The organism is Microbacterium sorbitolivorans, assembly GCF_003327285.1.
Classification (GTDB): Bacteria; Actinomycetota; Actinomycetes; order Actinomycetales; family Microbacteriaceae; genus Microbacterium; species Microbacterium sorbitolivorans.
Window position 1 is genome coordinate 209,284 of record NZ_KZ848474.1, and the last position, 19,115, is coordinate 228,398.

A 19,115-nucleotide genomic window follows, 5' to 3' on the forward strand; every position below is an offset into this window, starting at 1 on the left:
TTTTCTTGAGTGTTACGCCCAGCGGCGAAGCGCCGCGCGGTTGGTCTGCTGGTCGGATCCGCGGGACGCACGGAAGGCGTCGATCGCGACGTCGGGGGCGTTCAGAACGTCCTGCTCGACGACGACCCAGCCGTCGAATCCGTTCGCCTCCACGGTCGTCATCACGCTCTCGAGATCGAGGTCGCCCTGGCCGAACGCGACGAAGGCGCCCGACATCCACACCTCCGCCATGCCGCCGCCGGTCGCGAGCACGCGGGCGAGCTCGGCACGGTCGACGTCCTTGAGGTGCAGGTGATTGATCCGCGACCCCCAGCGCGAAACGGCGTCGACCGGATCCCCACCCGCGATCAGCAGGTGGCCCGTGTCGAGCGTCAGGTCGACGCCGACATCCGCGAGGAAGCGGTCGATCTCGTCGGGCGACTCGACGAAGGTGCCGGCGTGGTGGTGGAACGTCGGCTCAAATCCGGCGGAACGCACGATCTCGGCGGCCCGCTCGGTGTTGGCGATCAGCCGGTCCCACGCCCCCTGTTCGAGGGAGTCGACCTCGGATCCGCGGCCGGGGTTCGCGCGGCGAGCGAGGGATCCGTCGTCGGCGAGCGTCGGGAGCGGCAGGCGGCCGGGGCCCGCCTCTGCCGCGTCGGCGAAGACGCGGAGCGCGTCATACAGCGACGGCAGCGACGCCTCGAACGCCTCGTCCTCCGACAGCGGCAGCTGCACCCAGCCGCCAGCGAGCTCGAGATCGAAGTGGGCGAGGCGGTCGCGCAGCTCGCGCCCGCGGCCGAGGAAGCCGACGGGGCCGAGGTCGACGCCGCCGTAGCCGGCGTCGGCGAGGGATCCGAGCATGTCGTCGGCCGAGACGGTCGTCGCGCCCTCCGGGGTCATCTCGAACACGCCGTAGCTCACGGGCGCGCCCGCGACGGTTGCCTTCATCGGGTCTCCTCATCACCCAGGAGCGGCCGCTGCGCCGCGCGCTCCTGCTCGTATGCCTCGCGTGCGCGCTGCGTCGACTCGAGCGTCGACGTCGCCGGCACGGGAACGTCCCACCAGCCCTCGCCGTCGGGCGCGTACAGCAGCGGATCGCTCTCGACGTGGATGAACGTCGCCTTGTCCGACGCCTTCGCCTGCGCGACGGCCTCCTTCAGGCGGTCGATCGCGTCGGATCCGGGGGCGACCTCGATGACGTCGAGCCCGTAGCTGCGCGCGTTCATCGCGAGGTCGATCGGCAGCACGTCGCCGCCCTGGAAGTTGCGGGCCTCGGCGTCGTACGTGCGGTATGCGGTGCCGAAGCGCTCGGATCCGACCGTCTCGGAGAGGTGCCCGATCGAGGCGTAGCCGTGGTTCTGGATGAGGATCACGATGATCTTAATCCCCTCGGCCACCGCCGTCACCAGCTCCGAGTTCAGCATCAGGTACGAGCCGTCGCCCACCATGACGACGACGTCGCGGTCGTCGCCCAGCGCCTCGAGGCCGCGCTTGACGCCCAGGCCTCCCGCGATCTCGTAGCCCATGCACGAGAACGCGTACTCGACGTGGTAACCCAGCGGATCCCGCACGCGCCACAGCTTGTGGAGGTCGCCCGGCAGGGATCCGGCGGCCTGCACGATGACGTCCTTCGGATCCGTCGCCGACTGCACGGCCCCGATGATCTCGGACTGCCCCGGGCGGGCGAGGCCCGAGGGCGCGAACGCGGCGTCGACCGTCGCGTCCCACTCGGCCTTCTCGCGGGCGATGCGCTCGGCGAGCTCGGGACGCACGGTCACGCCCGAGAGCCCATCAATCAGCGCGTCGATCGCCTCGCGCGCGTCCGCGATGACGGGCACCTGCGTGCCGTGCTTGTAGGCGTCGAACGAGGCGACGTTGATGTTGACGAAGCGCACGCCGGGGTTCTGGAATGCCGTGCGCGACGCGGTCGTGAAGTCGCTGTATCGGGTGCCGATGCCGATGACGAGGTCGGCCTCGGAGGCCAGGCGGTTCGCCGCCGCGGTGCCGGTCGCGCCGACGGCGCCGAGGTACTGCGGGTGGTCCCAGGGCAGGGATCCGCCGCCGGCCTGCGTCGTGCCGACCGGGATGCCGGTGGCCTCGACGAGCGCGTGCAGCGCGTCCTCCGCGCCGGAGTAGATGACGCCGCCGCCCGCGACGATGAAGGGGCGCTCGGCCGAGCGGATCGCCGCGAGGGCGCGCTCGAGCGCCTGGCGCTCCGGAACAGGGCGGCGCACGTGCCACTCACGCTCCTGAAGGAACGACAGCGGCACGTCGAGCGTCTCGGCCTGCACATCCTCCGGCAGGGCGATCGTGACGGCGCCGGTCTCCACCGGATCCGTCAGCACCCGCATCGCCGCGAGCGCCGTCGAGAACAGCTGCTCGGGCCGCTGCACGCGGTCGAAGAACCGCGAGACGGGGCGGAACGCGTCGTTGACCGTCAGCCCCGTGTCCCACGGCTGCTCGAGCTGCTGCAGCACCGGATCCGCGACCCGCGTCGCGAAGGTGTCGCTCGGCAGGAGCAGGGCGGGCAGGCGGTTGGTCGTCGCGAGCGCGGCGCCCGTGAGCATGTTGGTCGCGCCGGGGCCGACCGACGCGGCCGATGCGAAGGTCGCGCGGCGGCGGTGGATCCGGGCGAAGCCGACCGACTGGTGTACCATCGCCTGCTCGTTGCGGGCCTGGTGGTACGGCATGAGGTCGGGTTCGTGCACGTTCAGCTGGCGCAGCGCCTGGCCGATGCCGGCGACATTGCCGTGGCCGAAGATGCCGAACACGCCGGGGATGGTGCGCTCGCGCACGTCGCCGTCGACTGTCCACTGGCGGGCGAGGAATTCGACGAGCGCCTGGCTCACCGTCATCCGCTTGGTCATCGTCATCGATTGTGTCCTTCGTCGTTCAGGGGCAGCCGCGGGTCGATGCCCTCGCGCGGCCACGATTCGCGCGCCCACGCGTGGGCGGGGTCGTCACTGATCAGCCAGGCGCGTTCCGGATCCGGACCCGCCATCACGTTGAGGTAGTAGAGGTCGTATCCGGGCGCCGCGACGGCGGGCCCGTGATAACCGTAGGGGATCAGCGCGATGTCGCCCGTGCGCACCATCGCGTCGATCTCGATCTCGCCGGCGGGCGAGGAGTAGGCGCTGAAGAGCCCGAACGGGCTCGCGCCCTCCCCCGCCGCCGCACCGGCGGTCGGGGCCGACTCGAAGTAGTAGATCTCTTCGAGCCGGGTCTCGGATCCGGGCACGTGCTCGTCGTGCTTGTGCGGCGGGTACGACGACCAGTTCGACGAGGGTGTGATGACCTCGCAGACGATCAGCCGGTCGGCGTCGAGCGTTCCCGGGGTGCCGAAGTTGTGCACCTCGCGGCTCGAGGCACCGCCGCCGCGCAGCTCGACGGGCGCGGCCGATGCGGGGATGTGCTGCACGGGCTTGTCGGCCGTCGACGGCGACGTCGCGACCGCGAAGCGCCCCGCACCCCGGATCCGCGCGCGGGTGCGCGGCGGCAGGTACAGCACGTCGGTCGGGCCGGAGAAGACCGAGGCGCGCCCGGCGAGGGCGGTCTCGCCTGTGCCTTGCTCGACCGTGCCGTGCGCGACGGTGAAGGATCCGGCGAGCGGGACGATGAGCTGCTCGACGTCGCCCTCAGGCAGCTCGAGCGACTCGCCGTCCGCGATCTCGGCGACGCGGATTCCGGTGTGTTCCCACCCCGGCGTCCGGTCGTCGACGACGCTCTGCCAGCCGTCCGCGGCGAGCGCGCCGCGACGGTGGAACCAGGTGGAATCCGCGCCGACCGACATTAGTTGTTCCGGGGGAAGCCGAGGTTGATGCCGCCCTGCTCGGATCCGCGGGCCGCGGGGTCGAGCCAGCGCGCCGTGATCGCCTTCTCGCGGGTGAAGAAGTCGAAGCCGTGCACGCCGTAGGCCTTGGCGTCGCCGAAGAGCGACTTCTTCCAGCCGCCGAACGAGTGGTAGGCGACGGGCACGGGGATCGGCACGTTGATGCCGACCATGCCGACCTGCACCTCGTGCTGGAAGCGGCGGGCCGCTCCGCCGTCGTTCGTGAAGATGGCGGTGCCGTTGCCGAACTGGCCCGAGTTGATGAGGGCCAGGCCCTCGTCGTAGCTCGCGACGCGCACGATCGACAGCACGGGGCCGAAGATCTCCTCGGTGTAGGCGCGGCTGTCGGTGGGGATGCGGTCGAGCAGCGTCGGTCCGAAGAAGAAGCCGTCCTCGGATCCCTCGACGCAGAAGCCGCGGCCGTCGACGACGACGTTGGCGCCGTCGGCCTCGGCGATGTCGACGTACTGCGACACCTTGTCGCGGTGCGCCGCCGAGATCAGCGGGCCCATGTCGGGCTCGACGCCATCGACGCCCGCGCCGTTACCGACGTGCAGACGGCCGATGCGCTCGCGGATCTTCTCAATGAGTTCGTCGGCCACGGGCTCGACCGCGAGCAGGACTGAGACGGCCATGCAGCGCTCGCCCGCGGCGCCGAAGCCCGCGTTGATGGCGGCGTCGGCGACGCCGTCGAGGTCGGCGTCGGGAAGCACGAGCATGTGGTTCTTCGCGCCGCCGAGCGCCTGAACGCGCTTGCCGTGGCGCGAGGCTGACTCGTAGATGTACTGGGCGATCGGCGTCGATCCGACGAAGCTGATCGACTCGACGACGGGCGACTCGAGCAGACCGTCGACCGCGGCCTTGTCGCCCTGCAACACCGTGAAGGCGCCGTCCGGCAGGCCGGCTTCCTTCCAGAGCGCGGCGAGCCAGAGGGCCGCCGACGGATCCTTCTCGCTCGGCTTCAGCACGACGGCGTTGCCGGCCGCGATCGCGATCGGGAAGAACCACATCGGCACCATCGCCGGGAAGTTGAAGGGGCTGATGATGCCCACGACGCCGAGGGGCTGCTTGAGCGAGTAGACGTCGACGCCCGTCGAGACCGACTCGGAGTAGGCGCCCTTGATGAGGCTCGGGAAGCCGCACGCGAGCTCGACGACCTCCTGGCCGCGGAGGATCTCGCCGAGGGCGTCGGAGACGACCTTGCCGTGCTCGGCCGTGATGATCTCGGCGAGCTCGTGCTTGCGCGAGTTCAGCAGCTCGCGGAAGGCGAAGAGTACCGTCTGGCGCTTCGCGGCCGAGTAGCCGGACCAGACCTGGAAGCCGCGCTCGGCCGAGGCGATCGCGAGGGCGATCTCGTTCTCGTCTGCGAGAGCGACCTGGGCCGTGACCTCGCCGGTCGCGGGGTTGAAAACGGGCGACGTGCGGCCGCTCGTCGACGCGTGCTCGGCGCCGTCGATCCAGTGCGGGATCACCGGCTGCGTGGTCTGATCAGCTGCGCTCATGGGGGTCTCCCTCTTCGTTGCGGATATCTGTGTGAACGAGGCGGGCCGCCGTGTCGACGGCCGATGCGACGTCGCCGTCGCGGGGGTAAAGCAGGGTGCGGCCGACCGTGAGGCCGCGCACGCCGGGCAGCGCGAGGGCGGCCTCCCACGACGCGAACGTCACATCCTGGTCTTCGCCATTGTCGCCGCCCAGCAGCAGGGTCGGCATCGTGGTCGCCGCCATCACGCGCTCCATGTCGGGCACGACGGGCAGCTTCATCCACGAGTAGGCGCTGTTGTCGCCGAGGCCCGAGGCGATCGCGACGGACGTGACGACGGCCTCGGTCGAGAGGTCGTTGACGACGCGGCCGTTCACGCGGCTACTCATGAAGGGCTCGAGCATGATCGGCAGCTCGGCGGCCGCGGCCTCCGAGACCGCGCGGGCGACCTCGGCCATCGTCCGAACCGTCGCCGGGTCGTCGAGGTCGAGGCGGATCAGCACCTTCGCGAAGTCGAGGCCCGCCGCCGCCATCGCGGGCACGTCGAAGCCCGTGAAGCGGTCGTCCATCTCGAACGTGGATCCGCGCAGGCCGCCGCGGTTCATGGATCCGACGAGCACCTTGTCGTCGAGTAGCCCCAGCAGGGCGAGGTCGTCGAGGATGTCGGGCGTTCCGAGAACGCCGTCGACGCCGGGGTTCTCGAGCGCGATCGCGAGGCGCTCGAGGAGGCGGTAGCGGTCGGCCATCGCGTCACCCTCGTCGCCGACGCCCAGGGCGCCGCGCGCGGGGTGATCCGCGGCCACGATGAAGAGGCGACCGTCGTCGCGCACGAGCGGCCGGCGGATCCGGTTCTCGTACGCCTCGCGGACGGCCTCCGGCCGCTCCGCGCGCAGCCGGCGAAGCTCGTCGAAGTCGAGCGTCGTCATCTCACACGTCCAATCCGAGGGCTCGGTCGACCTCGACGCTCGTCGGCATCGCGGTCGAGCACTCGCGGCGCGACGCGACGATCGCGCCGGCGGCGTTCGCGAACGAGATGGTGCGTTCGATGCCCCAGCCCGACAGGATCCCATGGCACAGCGCGCCGCCAAAGGCGTCGCCAGCGCCGAGGCCGTTGACGACGTCGACTTCAATGGGCGCGACCTCAATCTCCTCGTCGCGGGTCTTTGCGAGCACGCCCTTCGGGCCCTGCTTCACGATCGCGAGCTCGACGCCGCGCTCGAGCAGGGCGTCGGCGGCACGGTGCGGGTCGGTCTCGCCGACCGCGACCTCGCACTCCTCGCGGTTACCGACCACGACCGTGACCTGCTCGAGGATCGGCGCGACCTGGGCAGAGGCGGCCTCCGCCGACTCCCAGAACATGGGGCGGTAGTCGAGGTCGAGCACCGTGTGCGCGCGGCGGGCGCGGGCCTCGAGGGCCACGTGGTGCGCCGAGCGGCTCGGATCCTGGCTGAGGCCCGTGACGGTGAGCCAGAGCAGGTCGGCCCCGCGCACCGCGTCGAGGTCGAGCTGCGCCGCATCGATGTTCATGTCGGGGGCCTTGGGCTCGCGGTAGAAGTAGAGCGGGAAGTCGTCGGGCGGGAAGATCTCGCAGAACGTGATGGGCGTCTTGAGCGTCGGGTCGGTCGCCACTCCCCCGGTCGAGACGCCGAGGCGCTCGAGCTCGCGCAGCAGGTAGCGGCCGAACGGGTCGTTACCTACGCGCGAGACGAGGCCCGCGCTGTGACCGTGCCGTGCCGCAGCGACCGTCACGTTGGCGGCGCTGCCGCCGAGGTATTTGCCGAACGTCGAGACGTCTTCGAGCCCAACACCGTCTTGGAGCGGATAGAGGTCAACGCCCAGTCGACCTAGGGCGAGCACCTCAGGAGTCGAGCTCTTCATCATGTCCTAACAATAACACATACGGATGTTTTGCTCTGGTTTTCAAGAAGGCTCTGTAACATTGGCGCCACACAGACTGTGTATAAGAATCGGGGGATCATGGCCGGAGACGAGACCTACTGGCCGGCGGAGCTCTTCGCCGACCTCGAGCGCACCGGACCCGTCCCGCTGTACTACCAGGTATCGACCAGGCTCGAGCGCGCGATCAAGGCCGGGACGATCCCCGCCGGTGCGCGCCTCGAGAACGAGATCGCGATCGCCCAGAAGCTCGGCCTCTCGCGCCCGACGATCCGGCGCGCGATCCAGGAGCTCGTCGACAAGGGCCTGCTTGTGCGGCGCCGCGGCATCGGCACCCAGGTGGTGCAGGGCCAGGTCGTGACCCGCCAGGTCGAGCTCACGAGCCTCTACGACGACCTCGCGAACACCCACCACACGCCGAGCACCCGCGTGCTCACCCACGAGATCGTGCCGGCGAGCGACGAGGTCGCCGCGCACCTTGGCGTCGCGGCCGGATCCGACGTCGTCTACCTGCGCCGCCAGCGCTCGACCGACGGCACCCCCGTGGCGGTGCTCGAAAACTTCCTCCCCGGCGAGTTCGCCGACATCACCGTCGAGCAGCTCGAGACCCAGGGCCTCTACCAGGTGCTCCGCACGCGAGGCGTGACGATCCGCGTCGCCAAGCAGAAGATCGGCGCGCGCAGCGCCGAGAACGACGAGAGCACCCTGCTCGAGATCGACGAGGGCGGCCCCGTGCTTACGGTCGAGCGCACCGCGTTCGACGACTCGGGCCGCGCGTTCGAGTTCGGCGTGCACTGCTACCGTCCCGACATGTACAGCTTCGAGACGACGCTCGTCGCGAAGTAGGGCGCTCAGTCGGCCAGCGGCCCGAGCCTGCGCGGCCCCGCGCCCTCCTGCCCGAGCGCGTCGTCGGGGTTCAACAGCCGGCAGGCCTTCATCGACAGGCAGCCGCACCCGATGCAGCCGACGAGCTCGTGCTCGAGCCGCTCGATCGCCTGACGGCGCGCCTCGAGCTCTTTCTTCCACTGCCGCGACGCACGCTGCCAATCCTCGTGCGTCGGCGTCGTGTCGAGCGGCACCGACGCGAACGCCTCCTGCACGTCGGCGAGCGGGATCCCCACGCGCTTCGCGACGATCACGAGCGAGACGCGGCGCAACATGTGGCGCGGATAGCGCCGCTGATTGCCGCTCGTGCGCACCGAGGCGATGAGCCCCATCTCCTCGTAGAACCGCAGGGCGGATGCCGCGACGCCGGTGCGGCGGCTCATCTCGCCGACCGGCGGCGGCGCCCCCGAGGGCGAGCTGGCCGCGGCCCTCGATGACGCGTTCGGCTCGTTCGACAAGCTCAAGGCGCACTTCACCGCAACGGCGCTCGGCGTGCAGGGATCCGGCTGGGCCGTGCTCGCCTGGGGCTGATTAAGCCGTAAGCTCCGCGACTCGACTAGGCGGGCGCCACGACGTCGGCGCCCGCCTAGTCGCCCTGGTGACGCGCCCTGTGGAGGAGCGCATCCATTCCAAACTCGAGCCGGGCCTCGGCGTCGTCGCCGAGGAAGAGGTCTCGCACGGTCTCCAGCGCGGGGAACGAGTGCGCCTCGAGCTCCTGCTCGAAGCGCTGGGCGCCGTCATCGGGGAGCGTCTGCTCTTCGTGCACGAGCCCCACGACGAAGTAATTCAGGCCCCAGAACGTCGTGACCGCGAGCTCGGCGTCGACGCCTGCATCGAGGAGCGCCGCGATGACCGCATTTCCGAGCCTCAGCGTATTCGTCTCGGAAACCCGCGTGCCCGAGACGAGGTGCGCACCGTCGCGGTGGTCGAGGAGCACGCGGCGGTAGCGGCGAAAGATCGCCTTGATCCGCTCGATCGGATCCGCCGGCAGGTCGTCGAAGGAGAGCTCGCCGAGGATCGCGTCGGCCATCAGATCGAGCAGCCGAGCCTTGCTGCCCACCTGCAGCGACACCGAATTGAGGTGCACGCCGAGGCGACGCGCGACGCCGCGCAGGGTGACAGCGTCGACACCGTCACCATCGAGCAACGTCATCGCCTCGCGGACGACGTCTCGGCGGGAAATTCTGTCAGCCACGGGCTTCTTCTCTCGCGCTATTGGTCACTGACCAAGAGTGTAGTACGGTTGGTCACTGACCAAGGAGGATCCATGGGAGTGGGACACAACCACGGGCCGTCGGCGGCCGCGGCCGGGGCACCCGGCGATCACCGGGCGCGGCTGTGGATCACGTTCGGCCTCACCGCGACGATCGTCGTGGCGCAGGCGATCGGCTCCGTCATCACGGGCAGCCTCGCGCTGCTGACCGACACCGCCCACGCGATTGCCGACGCGTCAGGGCTGCTCGTCGCCCTCATCGCGGCGACGCTCATGCTCCGGCCCGCGAACCCGAAGCGCACGTGGGGCTTCCGCCGCATCGAGGTCATCGCCGCGCTCGGCCAGGCGACGCTCCTACTGGGCGTGGGAACCTACGCCGCGGTCGAGGCCGTGCGCCGCCTCTTCGCTCCGCCGGAGGTCGCGGCGAGCGAGTTGCTCGTCTTCGGCATCATCGGCCTCGCCGCGAACGTCGTCGCGATCGCCATCCTCTCGTCGAGCCGCGGCGCGAACTTCAATATGCGCGCCGCCTTCCTCGAGGTCATCAACGACGCGCTCGGTTCGCTCGGCGTCATCGCGGCGGCGATCGTCATCTCGACGACAGGCTTCCAGCAGGCCGACGCCATCGCGGGCCTGCTCATCGCCGCCCTCATCGTGCCGCGCGCGTTCATCCTGCTGCGCGACACCACGCGCGTGCTCATGGAGTTCACCCCGGCGGGGCTCGACCTCGACGACGTGCGCCAGCACATCCTCGACCTCGAGCATGTGACCGACGTACACGACCTGCACGCGTCAACAGTGGCGACGGGGCTCCCCACCCTTACCGCGCACATCGTCGTCAAGGACGAGTGCTTCACCGATGGCCACGCCGCCGACGTCCTACACGAGGTGCGCGAGTGTGTCGCCGAGCACTTCCCCGTGTCAATCCACCACTCGACCTTCCAGGTCGAGACGGCCCATCTCACCGAGGATGAGCCCGCGGCCGTGCGCCACGAATAACGTGCATACCCTGCAGGGGTAAGGTATTTGCGGGTAGGCTGGGGACGATGATGGGCCTACCAACACTGCGAGAGCGGCTTCCGCGCATGGCGCGGTGGCCGCTCGCGGTGTTTTTCGCCGCCGCACTCATCGTCGGCCTCATGGGAATGCACACGCTGGCTTCGCCTCCAGTTCATCCCGAGTCCGCGGCATCGGCCACCATCGCGGGGCATCACAGTGAGCAGGCACCGGCGGCGCAAGCGACGGACGACTCGTGCACGTCGTGTACTCCGGGCGCCGACCATCACACGATCATGACGATGTGTGCGCTGGCACTCCTCCTCACCGCGCTCGTCTTCTTGGCGCCGGGCTTCGCCTATCGGGTGCCGCGAGCAACCGTCGGCGCGTGGCTTCTCGCCCCGTTCGCCGTGCGCACCGCGCCCCGCAGGCCCCCATCGCTCGAGGAACTCTCCATCAGTCGAACGTGAGCTCACCGACCCCGCTCCTCGCGGGGGTATTGGCAATGCCCTACGGGGCGTCTACTCACACCACTAGAAAGACTGATGCACAATGAAGAACTCGTTCCGCGCAACCGCGCTCGTCGCGATCCCGCTGGCCGCCACACTGCTCCTCGCTGGCTGCAGCGACGCCGAAGGATCGACGCCTGAGTCGAGCCAGAACATCAGCGCGCCGGCGGCCGACTTCAACGCCGCCGACTCGATGTTCGCGACGATGATGATCCCGCACCACGCCCAGGCCGTCGAGATGAGCGACATGGTCATCACGAAGGAGGGCGTCGACCAGCGCGTGCTCGATCTCGCGCAGCAGATCAAGGATGCCCAGCAGCCGGAGATCGACATGATGCAGGGCTGGCTCGACGACTGGGGCGTCGCCTCCGACGACTCGGGAATGGCCGGCATGGATCACGGCAGCGGCATGATGTCGGACGACGACATGTCGGCGCTGGAGGATGCGTCGGCGGCCGAGGCCTCCCGAATGTTCCTCACGCAGATGATCGAGCACCACACCGGGGCGATCGACATGGCCGAGACCGAGCTGGCCGACGGCCAGAACGCCGAGGCGAAGGAGCTCGCTCAGGCGGTCGTCGACACGCAGTCAGCGGAGATCACCGTCATGGAAGACCTGCTGGGCCAGCTGTAACCGCCCGCGGCGGATCGCCCGCCCGCTCCTCGTCAGGAACGAACGAGGCGGGCGATCGCGTCGCTGGCTTCCTTAATCTTCACCTCGGCCTCGTCGCCGCCCATGCGCGCCGCGTCGAGAACGCAGTGCTTGAGGTGGTCGTCGAGCAGACCGAGCGCGACCGCCTGCAGCGCGCTCGTCAGGGCGCTGATCTGGGTGAGGATGTCGATGCAGTACTTCTCGTCGTCGACCATCTTCGAGATGCCACGGGCCTGCCCCTCGATGCGCTTGAGGCGGTTGAGGTATTTGTCTTTATCGGTGATGTAGCCATGGTGGGCATGCGTCGCGTCAGTCATGTCCGGTTCCTTTATTCAGCGTTGTTGCAGAGCAGCGCGGGTGCTTGCTTCTGGCGTGAGGTCGATGCGGCGCAGCAGCTGCGCGTTGAGGGCAACCACGACGGTCGAGAGCGACATGAGGATCGCGCCGACAGACATGGGGAGGACGAAGCCGATCGGCGCCAGCACGCCGGCGGCGAGCGGCACGGAGATCAGGTTGTATCCCGCGGCCCACCACAGATTCTGCTTCATCTTCCGGTAAGCAGCTCGTGAGAGCTGGATCACCGACAGCACGGATCGCGGATCCGAGCTCGCCAGGATCACGCCCGCGGAGGCGATCGCGACGTCGGTTCCGGCGCCGATCGCGATGCCCACGTCGGCCTGCGCCAGCGCGGGCGCATCGTTCACGCCGTCGCCGACCATCGCCACCTTGCGGCCCTCCTTCTGGAGCTCCGCGACCTTGCTCGACTTGTCTTCCGGCCGAACCTGGGCGTAAATACGGTCGACGCCCAGCTCGGCGCCGACCGACTGCGCGACGGCCTCGGCGTCACCCGTGATCATGACCACCTGCACGCCGAGCCGGTGGAGCGCCTCGATGGCCTCGCGCGACTCGGGGCGGACCTCGTCGGCGAGCTTCAGGCCACCGATAACGGCGCCATCCTTCACGACGTGGAGGATGATCGCTCCCTCGGCGCGCCACGCGTCGGCGTGATCGACCTCGCGGGCACCGACCTCCTCGAGCAGGCGGGGCCCACCGACGCGGATCTCCGCGCCGTCGACCGTCCCGGTCACGCCCACGGCGGGCGACGAGGTGAATCCGGTGGCCCGCGGGAGCGAGAGCCCCTTATCCTGCGCGGCGCGCACGATGGCCTTGGCGAGCGGGTGCTCGCTGTCGGCCTCGGCCGCCGCCGCGAGCGCGAGCACGGTGTCCGCATCCAGGGCGCCGACCGGCTCGACCGAGGTCACGGTGGGCTCGCCCTTCGTGAGGGTTCCGGTCTTGTCGAACAGCACGGTGTCGACGGTGCGCATGCTCTCGAGCGCGAGGCGATCCTTCACGAGCACGCCGCCGCGGGCCGCGCGCTCGGTCGCGATCGACACGACGAGCGGAATCGCCAGGCCGAGGGCATGGGGGCAGGCGATGACAAACACCGTGATCGTGCGGATGACGGCGTCGTCGGGGCTGCCCACAATCGTCCAGACAACCGCCGTGATGGCGGCCGCGACGATCGCGAACCAGAAGAGGAGGGCTGCCGCACGGTCGGCGATCCGCTGCGCGCGCGACGACGAATTCTGCGCCTCGGTGACGAGCCGCTGGATCCCCGCGAGGGTGGTCTCGTCGCCCGTCGCGGTAACCTCGACGCGCAGGCCCGAGTCTGTGGCGACGGTTCCGGCGGTGACGTGGTCGTCGATCCCGCGCTCCACGGTGCGGGATTCGCCCGTGACCATCGACTCGTCCATGTTTGCGGTGCCATCGATGATCCGGCCGTCGGCGGGAACCCTTCCTCCGGGGCGAACCACGACGACGTCGCCGACCCGCAGCTCGGCGAGCGAGACCTTGACGATCTGGCCGCCGTCGACTCGCTCTGCCTCATCGGGCAGGAGCGCTGCGAGGGTATCGAGCGCCGAACTCGTCTGCGCGAGCGAACGCATCTCGACCCAGTGGCCGAGCAGCATGATCACGATCAGTAGCGCGAGCTCCCACCAGAACTCGAGCTCGTGGCTCAAGAGACCGACCGTCGCACCCCACGAGGCGAAGAACGCCACCGTGATTGCGAGGCCGATGAGCAACATCATGCCGGGCTTGCGGGTGCGGAGCTCGCTGACCGCCCCGGTCAGGAATGGCCACCCGCCCCAGACGTACATGACCGTTCCGAGGGCCGCCGCGATCCACGTGCCCCAGCCCGGGACCTCGTAGCCAAGGATCATCGCGAACATCGGCGAGAACGCCACGACGGGCAGGGCAATGATCAGGTTGATCCAGAACAGGCGACGGAACTGGCCGACGTGATCGCCGTGACCGGCATGCCCACCGTGGCCCGCATGCATGTCATGCCCGGAATGCATGTCGTGCGCGTCGTGCGCATCGTGGGCCATGTGCATCTCGTGGCCCTCGTGGCCTGCGTGCATGTCATGGCCGGCGTGAGCATCGTGCGATGCGTGACCTGCGTGCGGGTCGGACATCGGTTCACTTCCCTCTACATCGTGCGGTTCGTACTAGCGAGTGGTGCGCGCGATGCTCTTGAATCCGCGCAGGCGCAGGCTGTTGCCCACGACGAACACGCTGGAGAACGCCATGGCGGCGCCCGCGAGCATCGGGTTAAGGAGGCCGAGGGCCGCGATCGGGATAGCGGCCGTGTTGTAGGCGAAGGCCCAGAACAGGTTGGTCTTGATCGTGCCCAGGGTCTTGCGCGAGAGCCGGATCGCGTCGGCCGCGCTGCGGAGGTCGCCGCGCACCAGCGTGATGTCGGATGCCTCGATCGCGACGTCGGTTCCGGTGCCCATCGCGAGGCCCAGGTCGGCCTGCGCGAGCGCGGGGGCGTCGTTGACGCCGTCGCCGACCATCGCGACGACCTTGCCCTCGCTCTGGAGGCGGGTGACGACCTCGACCTTGTCCTTCGGCATGACCTCGGCGATCACCTGATCGATGCCGACCTCGGCGGCAATCTGGCGGGCGACCGCCTCATTGTCGCCCGTGAGGAGCACGGGCGTCAGGCCGAGGGCCTTGAGCTGGGAGATGGCCTCCCTGCTCGTCGGCTTCACGGTGTCGGCGACGACGAGGATGCCGCGCGCGGATCCGTCCCAGCCGACCGCGACGACCGTCTTACCCTCGCCCTCGGCCTTCGCCTTCGCGGCCACGACCTCGGGGCTCAGCTGCTGCGACCACTCGGCGAGGAGCGACTCGCGGCCGACGATGAGCGCGCGCCCATCGACGACGCCCTGCACGCCCTTACCCTCGAGGTTCGTGAAGCCCTCGACGGCCGGCAGCGCGCCGGCCTCCTGCGTCGCGCCCTTGGCGATCGCCTGGGCGATGGGGTGCTCGGAGGCGTCCTCCAGCGCACCCGCGAGGCGCAGCAGCTCGGCGCGGTCGACGCCGGGCTCGGTCACGACGTCGACGAGCGCCATCTTGCCGCTCGTGACGGTGCCGGTCTTGTCGAGCACGACGGTGTCGACCTTGCGGGTCGACTCGAGCACCTCGGGCCCCTTGATGAGGATGCCCATCTGGGCACCGCGACCCGTGCCGACCAGCAGCGCGGTCGGGGTCGCAAGACCCAGGGCGCAGGGGCAGGCGATCACGAGCACCGCGACGGCGGCCGTGAAGGCGGCCGAGATCGGGAAGCCCGCGCCCCACCACGCGCCGAGCGCGATGACGGCGATGAGGATCGCGATCGGCACGAAGACGCCGGAGATCTTGTCGGCGAGGCGCTGAACCTCGGCCTTGCCCGTCTGGGCGTCCTCGACGAGCTTCGCCATCTGCGCGAGTTGCGTGTCGGATCCGACGCGGGTTGCGCGGACGACGAGTCGCCCGCCCGCGTTGACCGTCGCGCCCGTGACGGCGTCGCCCTCTGCCACCTCGACCGGCACCGATTCGCCCGTCAGCATCGAGGCGTCGACCGCGGAGGTGCCCGACACCACGACGCCGTCGGTCGCGATCTTCTCGCCGGGGCGGACGACGAACTCATCGCCGACCTGCAGCTCGTCAATCGAGATCTTGGTCTCGACGCCGTTCCGCAGAACCGCAACCTCCTTCGCACCGAGCTCGAGCAGCGCGCGCAGCGCCGCTCCCGCCTGGCGCTTGGATCGCTTCTCGAAGTAGCGGCCGGCGAGGATGAACATGGTCACGCCCGCCGCGACCTCGAGGTAGATGTTCGCGGCGCCGTCGGACGGCGCGAGCGTCAGCTCGAACGCGTGCGTCATGCCCGGCGTGCCCGCGGTTCCAAAGAACAGCGCGTACAGCGACCAGAGGAACGCGGCCGTGGTGCCCATCGAGATGAGTGTGTCCATCGTGGCCGCGCCGTGCTTGAGGTTCGTCCACGCGGCCTTGTGGAAGGGCCACGCCGCCCACACGATCACGGGCGCGGCGAGCGCAAGCGACGCCCACTGCCAGTACGTGAACTGCAGCGCCGGGATCATCGCGAGGGCGATGACCGGCACGCTCAGCACGATCGAGACGATCAGGCGGTTGCGCAGGCTGGTGAGTTCCGGATCCGCGTCGCTTTCTTCAGCGGATCCGGTTTCGGTCTTCTTCGGGGCGGGGAGCGCGGCCGTGTAACCGGTCTTCTCGACCTCCGCGATCAGCATCGCCGGATCATAGCCGGCAGGCACGGTGACCTTCGCCTTTTCGGTGGCGTAGTTGACCGAGGCCTCGACGCCGTCAAGCTTGTTGAGCTTCTTCTCGATGCGCATCGCGCAGGACGCGCAGGTCATGCCACCGATCTCGAGCTCGACCGCGGAATCCGCGGAAGCTGTGGTGCTCATGTGTTCCTTCTTCTCTCAGATCGATGGGTGGTCAGTGACCATACCCGGCATCGACGACAAACGAAGCGGTGTGAACCTGCCCGTCGACCTGGAAGTCGAGGTAGAGCAGGTAGCGGCCGGCCGTGGGGGCCTCGGCCGCGAACGTGATGTCGGGACCGGCGGTGTCGCCTTCAGCGCGCACGTCGACGACGTTGCCGTCGCGCAGCGCAACCAGCCGTCCGGCGGTGCCGAGGTTCGACTCAAGATCCGTCACCGGATCCCCGCCGCGGGCGAAGGAGGCGGCGAACTCGCTGCTCTCCCCCGCGATCAGCTCGCCGTCGAGGGCGACTGTGAAGCCGTCGACTTCGCTCGTGCTCGTCGGATCCAGCTCGAGCTCCGGAGCCATGTCCATGTCTTCGTGGCCGGAGGCCGCCGCTTCGGTCCAGTCGGCGACGGCGCTCTCGGGCACGACGGCCGCGCCGATGCCGAAGGCCGCGCCGAATGCGACGACGACCCCGACACCATAGAGGCCGAGTCGTCCTGCGGCGTTCATCAGGCCCGCACCGCCGAGTAGCCTGCCTCGTCGACTGCGGCCAGAACGGCGGCGTCATCGAGGGGGTTCGCCGACGACACGACGAGCTTGCCGGTCTGGGCGCTCACCTGAATCTCGTCGACACCGGGGATCTGGGAGACCTCTTCACGGATGGACATCTCACAGTGTCCGCACGTCATGCCGGTGACCTGGTATTCGCTGGTGGCCATGATGGTTCCTTCCGTCTTCGTGACGCTCCCGATCGGGACATCACTCACGATAACGCCCCTACCCCCCTAGGGTATTCCAAGCTGATGACATTAATCTCGCGGGGCCACTCCACCCCGCGAGATCGCACCCTTTGGTGAGCCCACCACTACGAGATCTCACTCTTTTCGCGAGATCGCATCGAATTCAGTGAGATCTCGCGAAAAGAGTGAGATCTCGCGGGCGCCGGGCGGCGCAAGCCGCCCCGCGGTAAGGATCCGTCATCGAATTCCGCGGGCGGGCGCGCGACTGCGAAACTGGATCCAATGGACGCTCTGAACTGGCTCGCCGAAGCCTTCAACGCGCACTGGGTGCTACCCGCCGGGCAGACGCTGCTCGTGCGCGAGGTCGTCGGCAACGCCTTCGGTCTCGCGAGCGCGCTGGGCGGCATGCGCCGCCGCATCTGGGCGTGGCCCGTCGGCATCATCGGCAACGTCCTGCTGCTAACGGTGTTCTTGGCGTCGATCCTGGATCCGACGCACTCGCTCCCCGCGCTGCTCGGCCAGGCCGGGCGCCAGGTCATGTTCATCACTGTCGCCGTGTACGGCTGGATGCGCTGGCGCCGCGCGTCCGACTCCGGAGGGCAGGTAACGCCGCGCTGGGCATCCAACCCGACCCGGATCGGTCTCGTCGCCGTGCTCATCGTCGGCACGATCGCGCTCACGCCGGCGTTCCGGGCCCTCGGATCCTGGGAGCCGGTCTGGGCGGACGCGTGGACGTTCGTCGGATCCATGCTCGCCACCTACGGGATGGCGAAGGGCTGGACGGAGTTCTGGCTCATCTGGATCGCCGTCGACGTCGTCGGCGTGCCCCTGCTCTTCAGCTCGGGCTACTACGCGACGGGCCTGATGTACGTCTTCTACGGGGCGTTCACGGCGATCGGATTCGTCGTCTGGTGCCGCGCCCAGTCGCACGCGAAACCGCGCGTGGACACGACACTGCCGGATCCGACCCTGCACCCGCCGGAGCGCTGAGCGCCCTACTCCTCTGTAGGTTCCCGCTCGAGATGGCGAAGAGTCCCGGGAGTTTACGGTAGTTGGCAGCGGTTTCAGCTTCAGGGTTCCACGAGAAATGGCGGATTCCTTCATGAGACTCATGGCTTGTCCGCGCCTCGCACGCAGCCGAAAGCGTCGATCTGCTTGGCACTCTTGTTCGCGAGCTTGGCCAGCACTCGGGTTTCTGCGACACCGACGCAGACGGCAGGCCCATCTCGAGCCAGCACGCCCATGGCGCGCTGGCTCATCCGTACAACTCGTAGTTGGAGCATAGCGACGTCAGCCCGAGCCGTGCGGTGTGCGGCCGCAGCTCGAACCAGGGCTTGCCGAGGGCCTTGGCCTCCCGGCTGGCGGCGACCACATGCCGTCGCTGTTGCTCAGTAGCACCACTGTCGGAAACGGGCCGAGATGACATCGAATGTCACTCAATTGAGACCGTGCGTCGCGCTCCACCGCTCCCTTGCCGTGACACTTTCCTGATCGCTCGTGTGGCTGCCGCCGGCGCGGCGTCGATGTGACGTCATCAGCGGGCCATGCGGGGCCACGATGCATCTCTCACATCCTAGAACCCGGTCATTTGCCCCGAGACCCATCTTTCTGCGGCCCGTGCAAGTTGAGGCACAGAAGCCTCCACTTGCACGGGCCGTTCCCGTTTCATCGCTGTCGAGCGGCTCGAGTGCCGCGAGTTGTGATTCCAGTAGCGCTGGCGGCATGAAATGCCCCGTGCGACGCTGCGCGCGTTCAGCGAGAAGCTGATGCGGTCCTGTGAGATGAATGAAAACTGTCTCCGGCGCACGTGCGCGGATCAAGTCGCGGTAGGCGCGACGAAGGGCAGAGCATGCGACAACCACACCGCCGACGTCGTGAGAGGCGGCAAGCCGGGTTCCGACCGTCACGAGCCAGGGCCCGCGGTCTTCGTCGGTGAGGGGGTGGCCGGCAGCCATTTTCGCTGTGTTCTCCATCGGATGGAGATCGTCCGCGTCAACCCACGGAATCGCGAGCATCTTAGCTAGCGCAGCCGCCACACTGGACTTGCCTGCCGCAGACACCCCCATCACCACAACCAGAATTGAGCTGCGTGCTGATGGGACATCAGCACGCAGCTTGTCTCCTTCTGGCAGCCTCATCGTC

General features: G+C 68.9%; 20 protein-coding genes and 1 pseudogene. 6 read left to right on the top strand and 15 right to left on the bottom strand.

Annotated elements, in window-relative coordinates; all coding sequences use genetic code 11:
- Positions 1–12: 12 nt before the first annotated feature.
- From DTO57_RS06660 to iolC, 6 genes are read right to left on the bottom strand one after another with little or no spacing between them, the layout of a single operon-like run.
- On the bottom strand, positions 13–930 hold the full coding sequence (locus DTO57_RS06660) for a sugar phosphate isomerase/epimerase family protein (protein ID WP_114117451.1): 918 nt from the start codon (positions 928–930) through the stop codon (positions 13–15).
- Positions 927–2,855, bottom strand: a complete 1,929-nt coding sequence (iolD, locus tag DTO57_RS06665; protein WP_114117452.1) for a 3D-(3,5/4)-trihydroxycyclohexane-1,2-dione acylhydrolase (decyclizing) — start codon at positions 2,853–2,855, stop codon at positions 927–929. The genes DTO57_RS06660 and iolD overlap by 4 nt, the downstream gene beginning before the upstream one ends.
- Positions 2,852–3,772: a 5-deoxy-glucuronate isomerase gene (iolB, locus tag DTO57_RS06670; RefSeq protein ID WP_114117453.1), complete on the bottom strand. Its 921-nt coding sequence runs from the start codon at positions 3,770–3,772 to the stop codon at positions 2,852–2,854. The genes iolD and iolB overlap by 4 nt, the downstream gene beginning before the upstream one ends.
- Positions 3,772–5,313 carry a CoA-acylating methylmalonate-semialdehyde dehydrogenase gene (locus tag DTO57_RS06675; protein ID WP_114117454.1) on the bottom strand — a complete coding sequence of 514 codons (1,542 nt, stop codon included), beginning with the start codon at positions 5,311–5,313 and terminating at the stop codon, positions 3,772–3,774. Before DTO57_RS06675 ends, iolB begins: the two co-directional genes overlap by 1 nt.
- The gene (locus tag DTO57_RS06680) at positions 5,300–6,217 is read right to left on the bottom strand and encodes a Cgl0159 family (beta/alpha)8-fold protein (protein ID WP_114117455.1); all 918 of its coding nucleotides are present in this window, start codon (positions 6,215–6,217) and stop codon (positions 5,300–5,302) included. The genes DTO57_RS06675 and DTO57_RS06680 overlap by 14 nt, the downstream gene beginning before the upstream one ends.
- A gap of 1 nt (position 6,218) precedes the next feature.
- A complete protein-coding gene (gene iolC / locus DTO57_RS06685) occupies positions 6,219–7,172 on the bottom strand; it encodes a 5-dehydro-2-deoxygluconokinase (RefSeq protein ID WP_114117456.1) in 954 nt (317 codons plus the stop codon).
- Between the two features lie 96 nt (positions 7,173–7,268).
- Here iolC and DTO57_RS06690 point away from each other — a divergent pair, with 96 nt between their 5' ends.
- Complete coding sequence (locus DTO57_RS06690; RefSeq protein WP_114117457.1) at positions 7,269–8,033, top strand: GntR family transcriptional regulator; 765 nt, start codon at positions 7,269–7,271, stop codon at positions 8,031–8,033.
- A 5-nt stretch (positions 8,034–8,038) separates the two neighbouring features.
- Here DTO57_RS06690 and soxR read toward each other — a convergent pair whose 3' ends face one another.
- Positions 8,039–8,455 carry a redox-sensitive transcriptional activator SoxR gene (soxR, locus tag DTO57_RS06695; protein ID WP_114117851.1) on the bottom strand — a complete coding sequence of 139 codons (417 nt, stop codon included), beginning with the start codon at positions 8,453–8,455 and terminating at the stop codon, positions 8,039–8,041.
- On the opposite strand from soxR, the pseudogene DTO57_RS06700 reads away from it, so the two are divergent.
- A pseudogene (locus DTO57_RS06700) lies at positions 8,454–8,597 on the top strand (Fe-Mn family superoxide dismutase); the annotation flags it as partial. The gene soxR and the pseudogene DTO57_RS06700 sit on opposite strands and share 2 nt — an antisense overlap.
- A 61-nt stretch (positions 8,598–8,658) precedes the next feature.
- Here the strand turns inward: DTO57_RS06700 and DTO57_RS06705 are convergent.
- Entirely contained in the window at positions 8,659–9,267 is a 609-nt protein-coding gene (locus DTO57_RS06705; RefSeq protein ID WP_162785689.1) for a TetR/AcrR family transcriptional regulator C-terminal domain-containing protein, read from the bottom strand.
- A gap of 72 nt (positions 9,268–9,339) precedes the next feature.
- Between DTO57_RS06705 and DTO57_RS06710 the strand changes: the two genes are divergently transcribed.
- The 3 genes from DTO57_RS06710 to DTO57_RS06720 all read left to right on the top strand — a co-directional run bounded on the left by DTO57_RS06710 (position 9,340) and on the right by DTO57_RS06720 (position 11,421).
- Entirely contained in the window at positions 9,340–10,281 is a 942-nt protein-coding gene (locus DTO57_RS06710; RefSeq protein ID WP_114117459.1) for a cation diffusion facilitator family transporter, read from the top strand.
- A gap of 47 nt (positions 10,282–10,328) precedes the next feature.
- Complete coding sequence (locus DTO57_RS06715; RefSeq protein ID WP_162785690.1) at positions 10,329–10,748, top strand: DUF6153 family protein; 420 nt, start codon at positions 10,329–10,331, stop codon at positions 10,746–10,748.
- An 82-nt stretch (positions 10,749–10,830) separates the two neighbouring features.
- A complete protein-coding gene (locus DTO57_RS06720) occupies positions 10,831–11,421 on the top strand; it encodes a DUF305 domain-containing protein (RefSeq protein ID WP_114117461.1) in 591 nt (196 codons plus the stop codon).
- A gap of 32 nt (positions 11,422–11,453) precedes the next feature.
- On the opposite strand, the gene DTO57_RS06725 is transcribed toward DTO57_RS06720, so the two are convergent.
- Genes DTO57_RS06725 through DTO57_RS06745 form a run of 5 tightly spaced genes read right to left on the bottom strand, consistent with a single transcriptional unit; the run spans position 11,454 to position 16,952 of the window.
- Positions 11,454–11,756: a metal-sensitive transcriptional regulator gene (locus tag DTO57_RS06725; RefSeq protein ID WP_114117462.1), complete on the bottom strand. Its 303-nt coding sequence runs from the start codon at positions 11,754–11,756 to the stop codon at positions 11,454–11,456.
- A 15-nt stretch (positions 11,757–11,771) separates the two neighbouring features.
- On the bottom strand, positions 11,772–13,916 hold the full coding sequence (locus DTO57_RS06730; RefSeq protein WP_114117463.1) for a heavy metal translocating P-type ATPase: 2,145 nt from the start codon (positions 13,914–13,916) through the stop codon (positions 11,772–11,774).
- Between the two features lie 33 nt (positions 13,917–13,949).
- Positions 13,950–16,211 carry a heavy metal translocating P-type ATPase gene (locus tag DTO57_RS06735; RefSeq protein WP_114117464.1) on the bottom strand — a complete coding sequence of 754 codons (2,262 nt, stop codon included), beginning with the start codon at positions 16,209–16,211 and terminating at the stop codon, positions 13,950–13,952.
- A gap of 31 nt (positions 16,212–16,242) precedes the next feature.
- Positions 16,243–16,743 (bottom strand): hypothetical protein, encoded by a 501-nt coding sequence (locus DTO57_RS06740; protein WP_114117465.1) that lies wholly within the window; start codon positions 16,741–16,743, stop codon positions 16,243–16,245.
- A complete protein-coding gene (locus DTO57_RS06745; RefSeq protein WP_114117466.1) occupies positions 16,743–16,952 on the bottom strand; it encodes a heavy-metal-associated domain-containing protein in 210 nt (69 codons plus the stop codon). The genes DTO57_RS06740 and DTO57_RS06745 overlap by 1 nt, the downstream gene beginning before the upstream one ends.
- A gap of 303 nt (positions 16,953–17,255) precedes the next feature.
- On the opposite strand from DTO57_RS06745, the gene pnuC reads away from it, so the two are divergent.
- Positions 17,256–17,963, top strand: a complete 708-nt coding sequence (gene pnuC, locus DTO57_RS06750) for a nicotinamide riboside transporter PnuC (RefSeq protein ID WP_114117467.1) — start codon at positions 17,256–17,258, stop codon at positions 17,961–17,963.
- A 119-nt stretch (positions 17,964–18,082) separates the two neighbouring features.
- On the opposite strand, the gene DTO57_RS14360 is transcribed toward pnuC, so the two are convergent.
- Both DTO57_RS14360 and DTO57_RS06755 read right to left on the bottom strand, forming a co-directional pair.
- A complete protein-coding gene (locus DTO57_RS14360) occupies positions 18,083–18,232 on the bottom strand; it encodes a hypothetical protein (protein WP_162785691.1) in 150 nt (49 codons plus the stop codon).
- Positions 18,233–18,409: 177 nt separating this feature from the next.
- Positions 18,410–19,111, bottom strand: a complete 702-nt coding sequence (locus tag DTO57_RS06755; RefSeq protein WP_114117468.1) for a gluconokinase — start codon at positions 19,109–19,111, stop codon at positions 18,410–18,412.
- Positions 19,112–19,115: the final 4 nt, after the last annotated feature.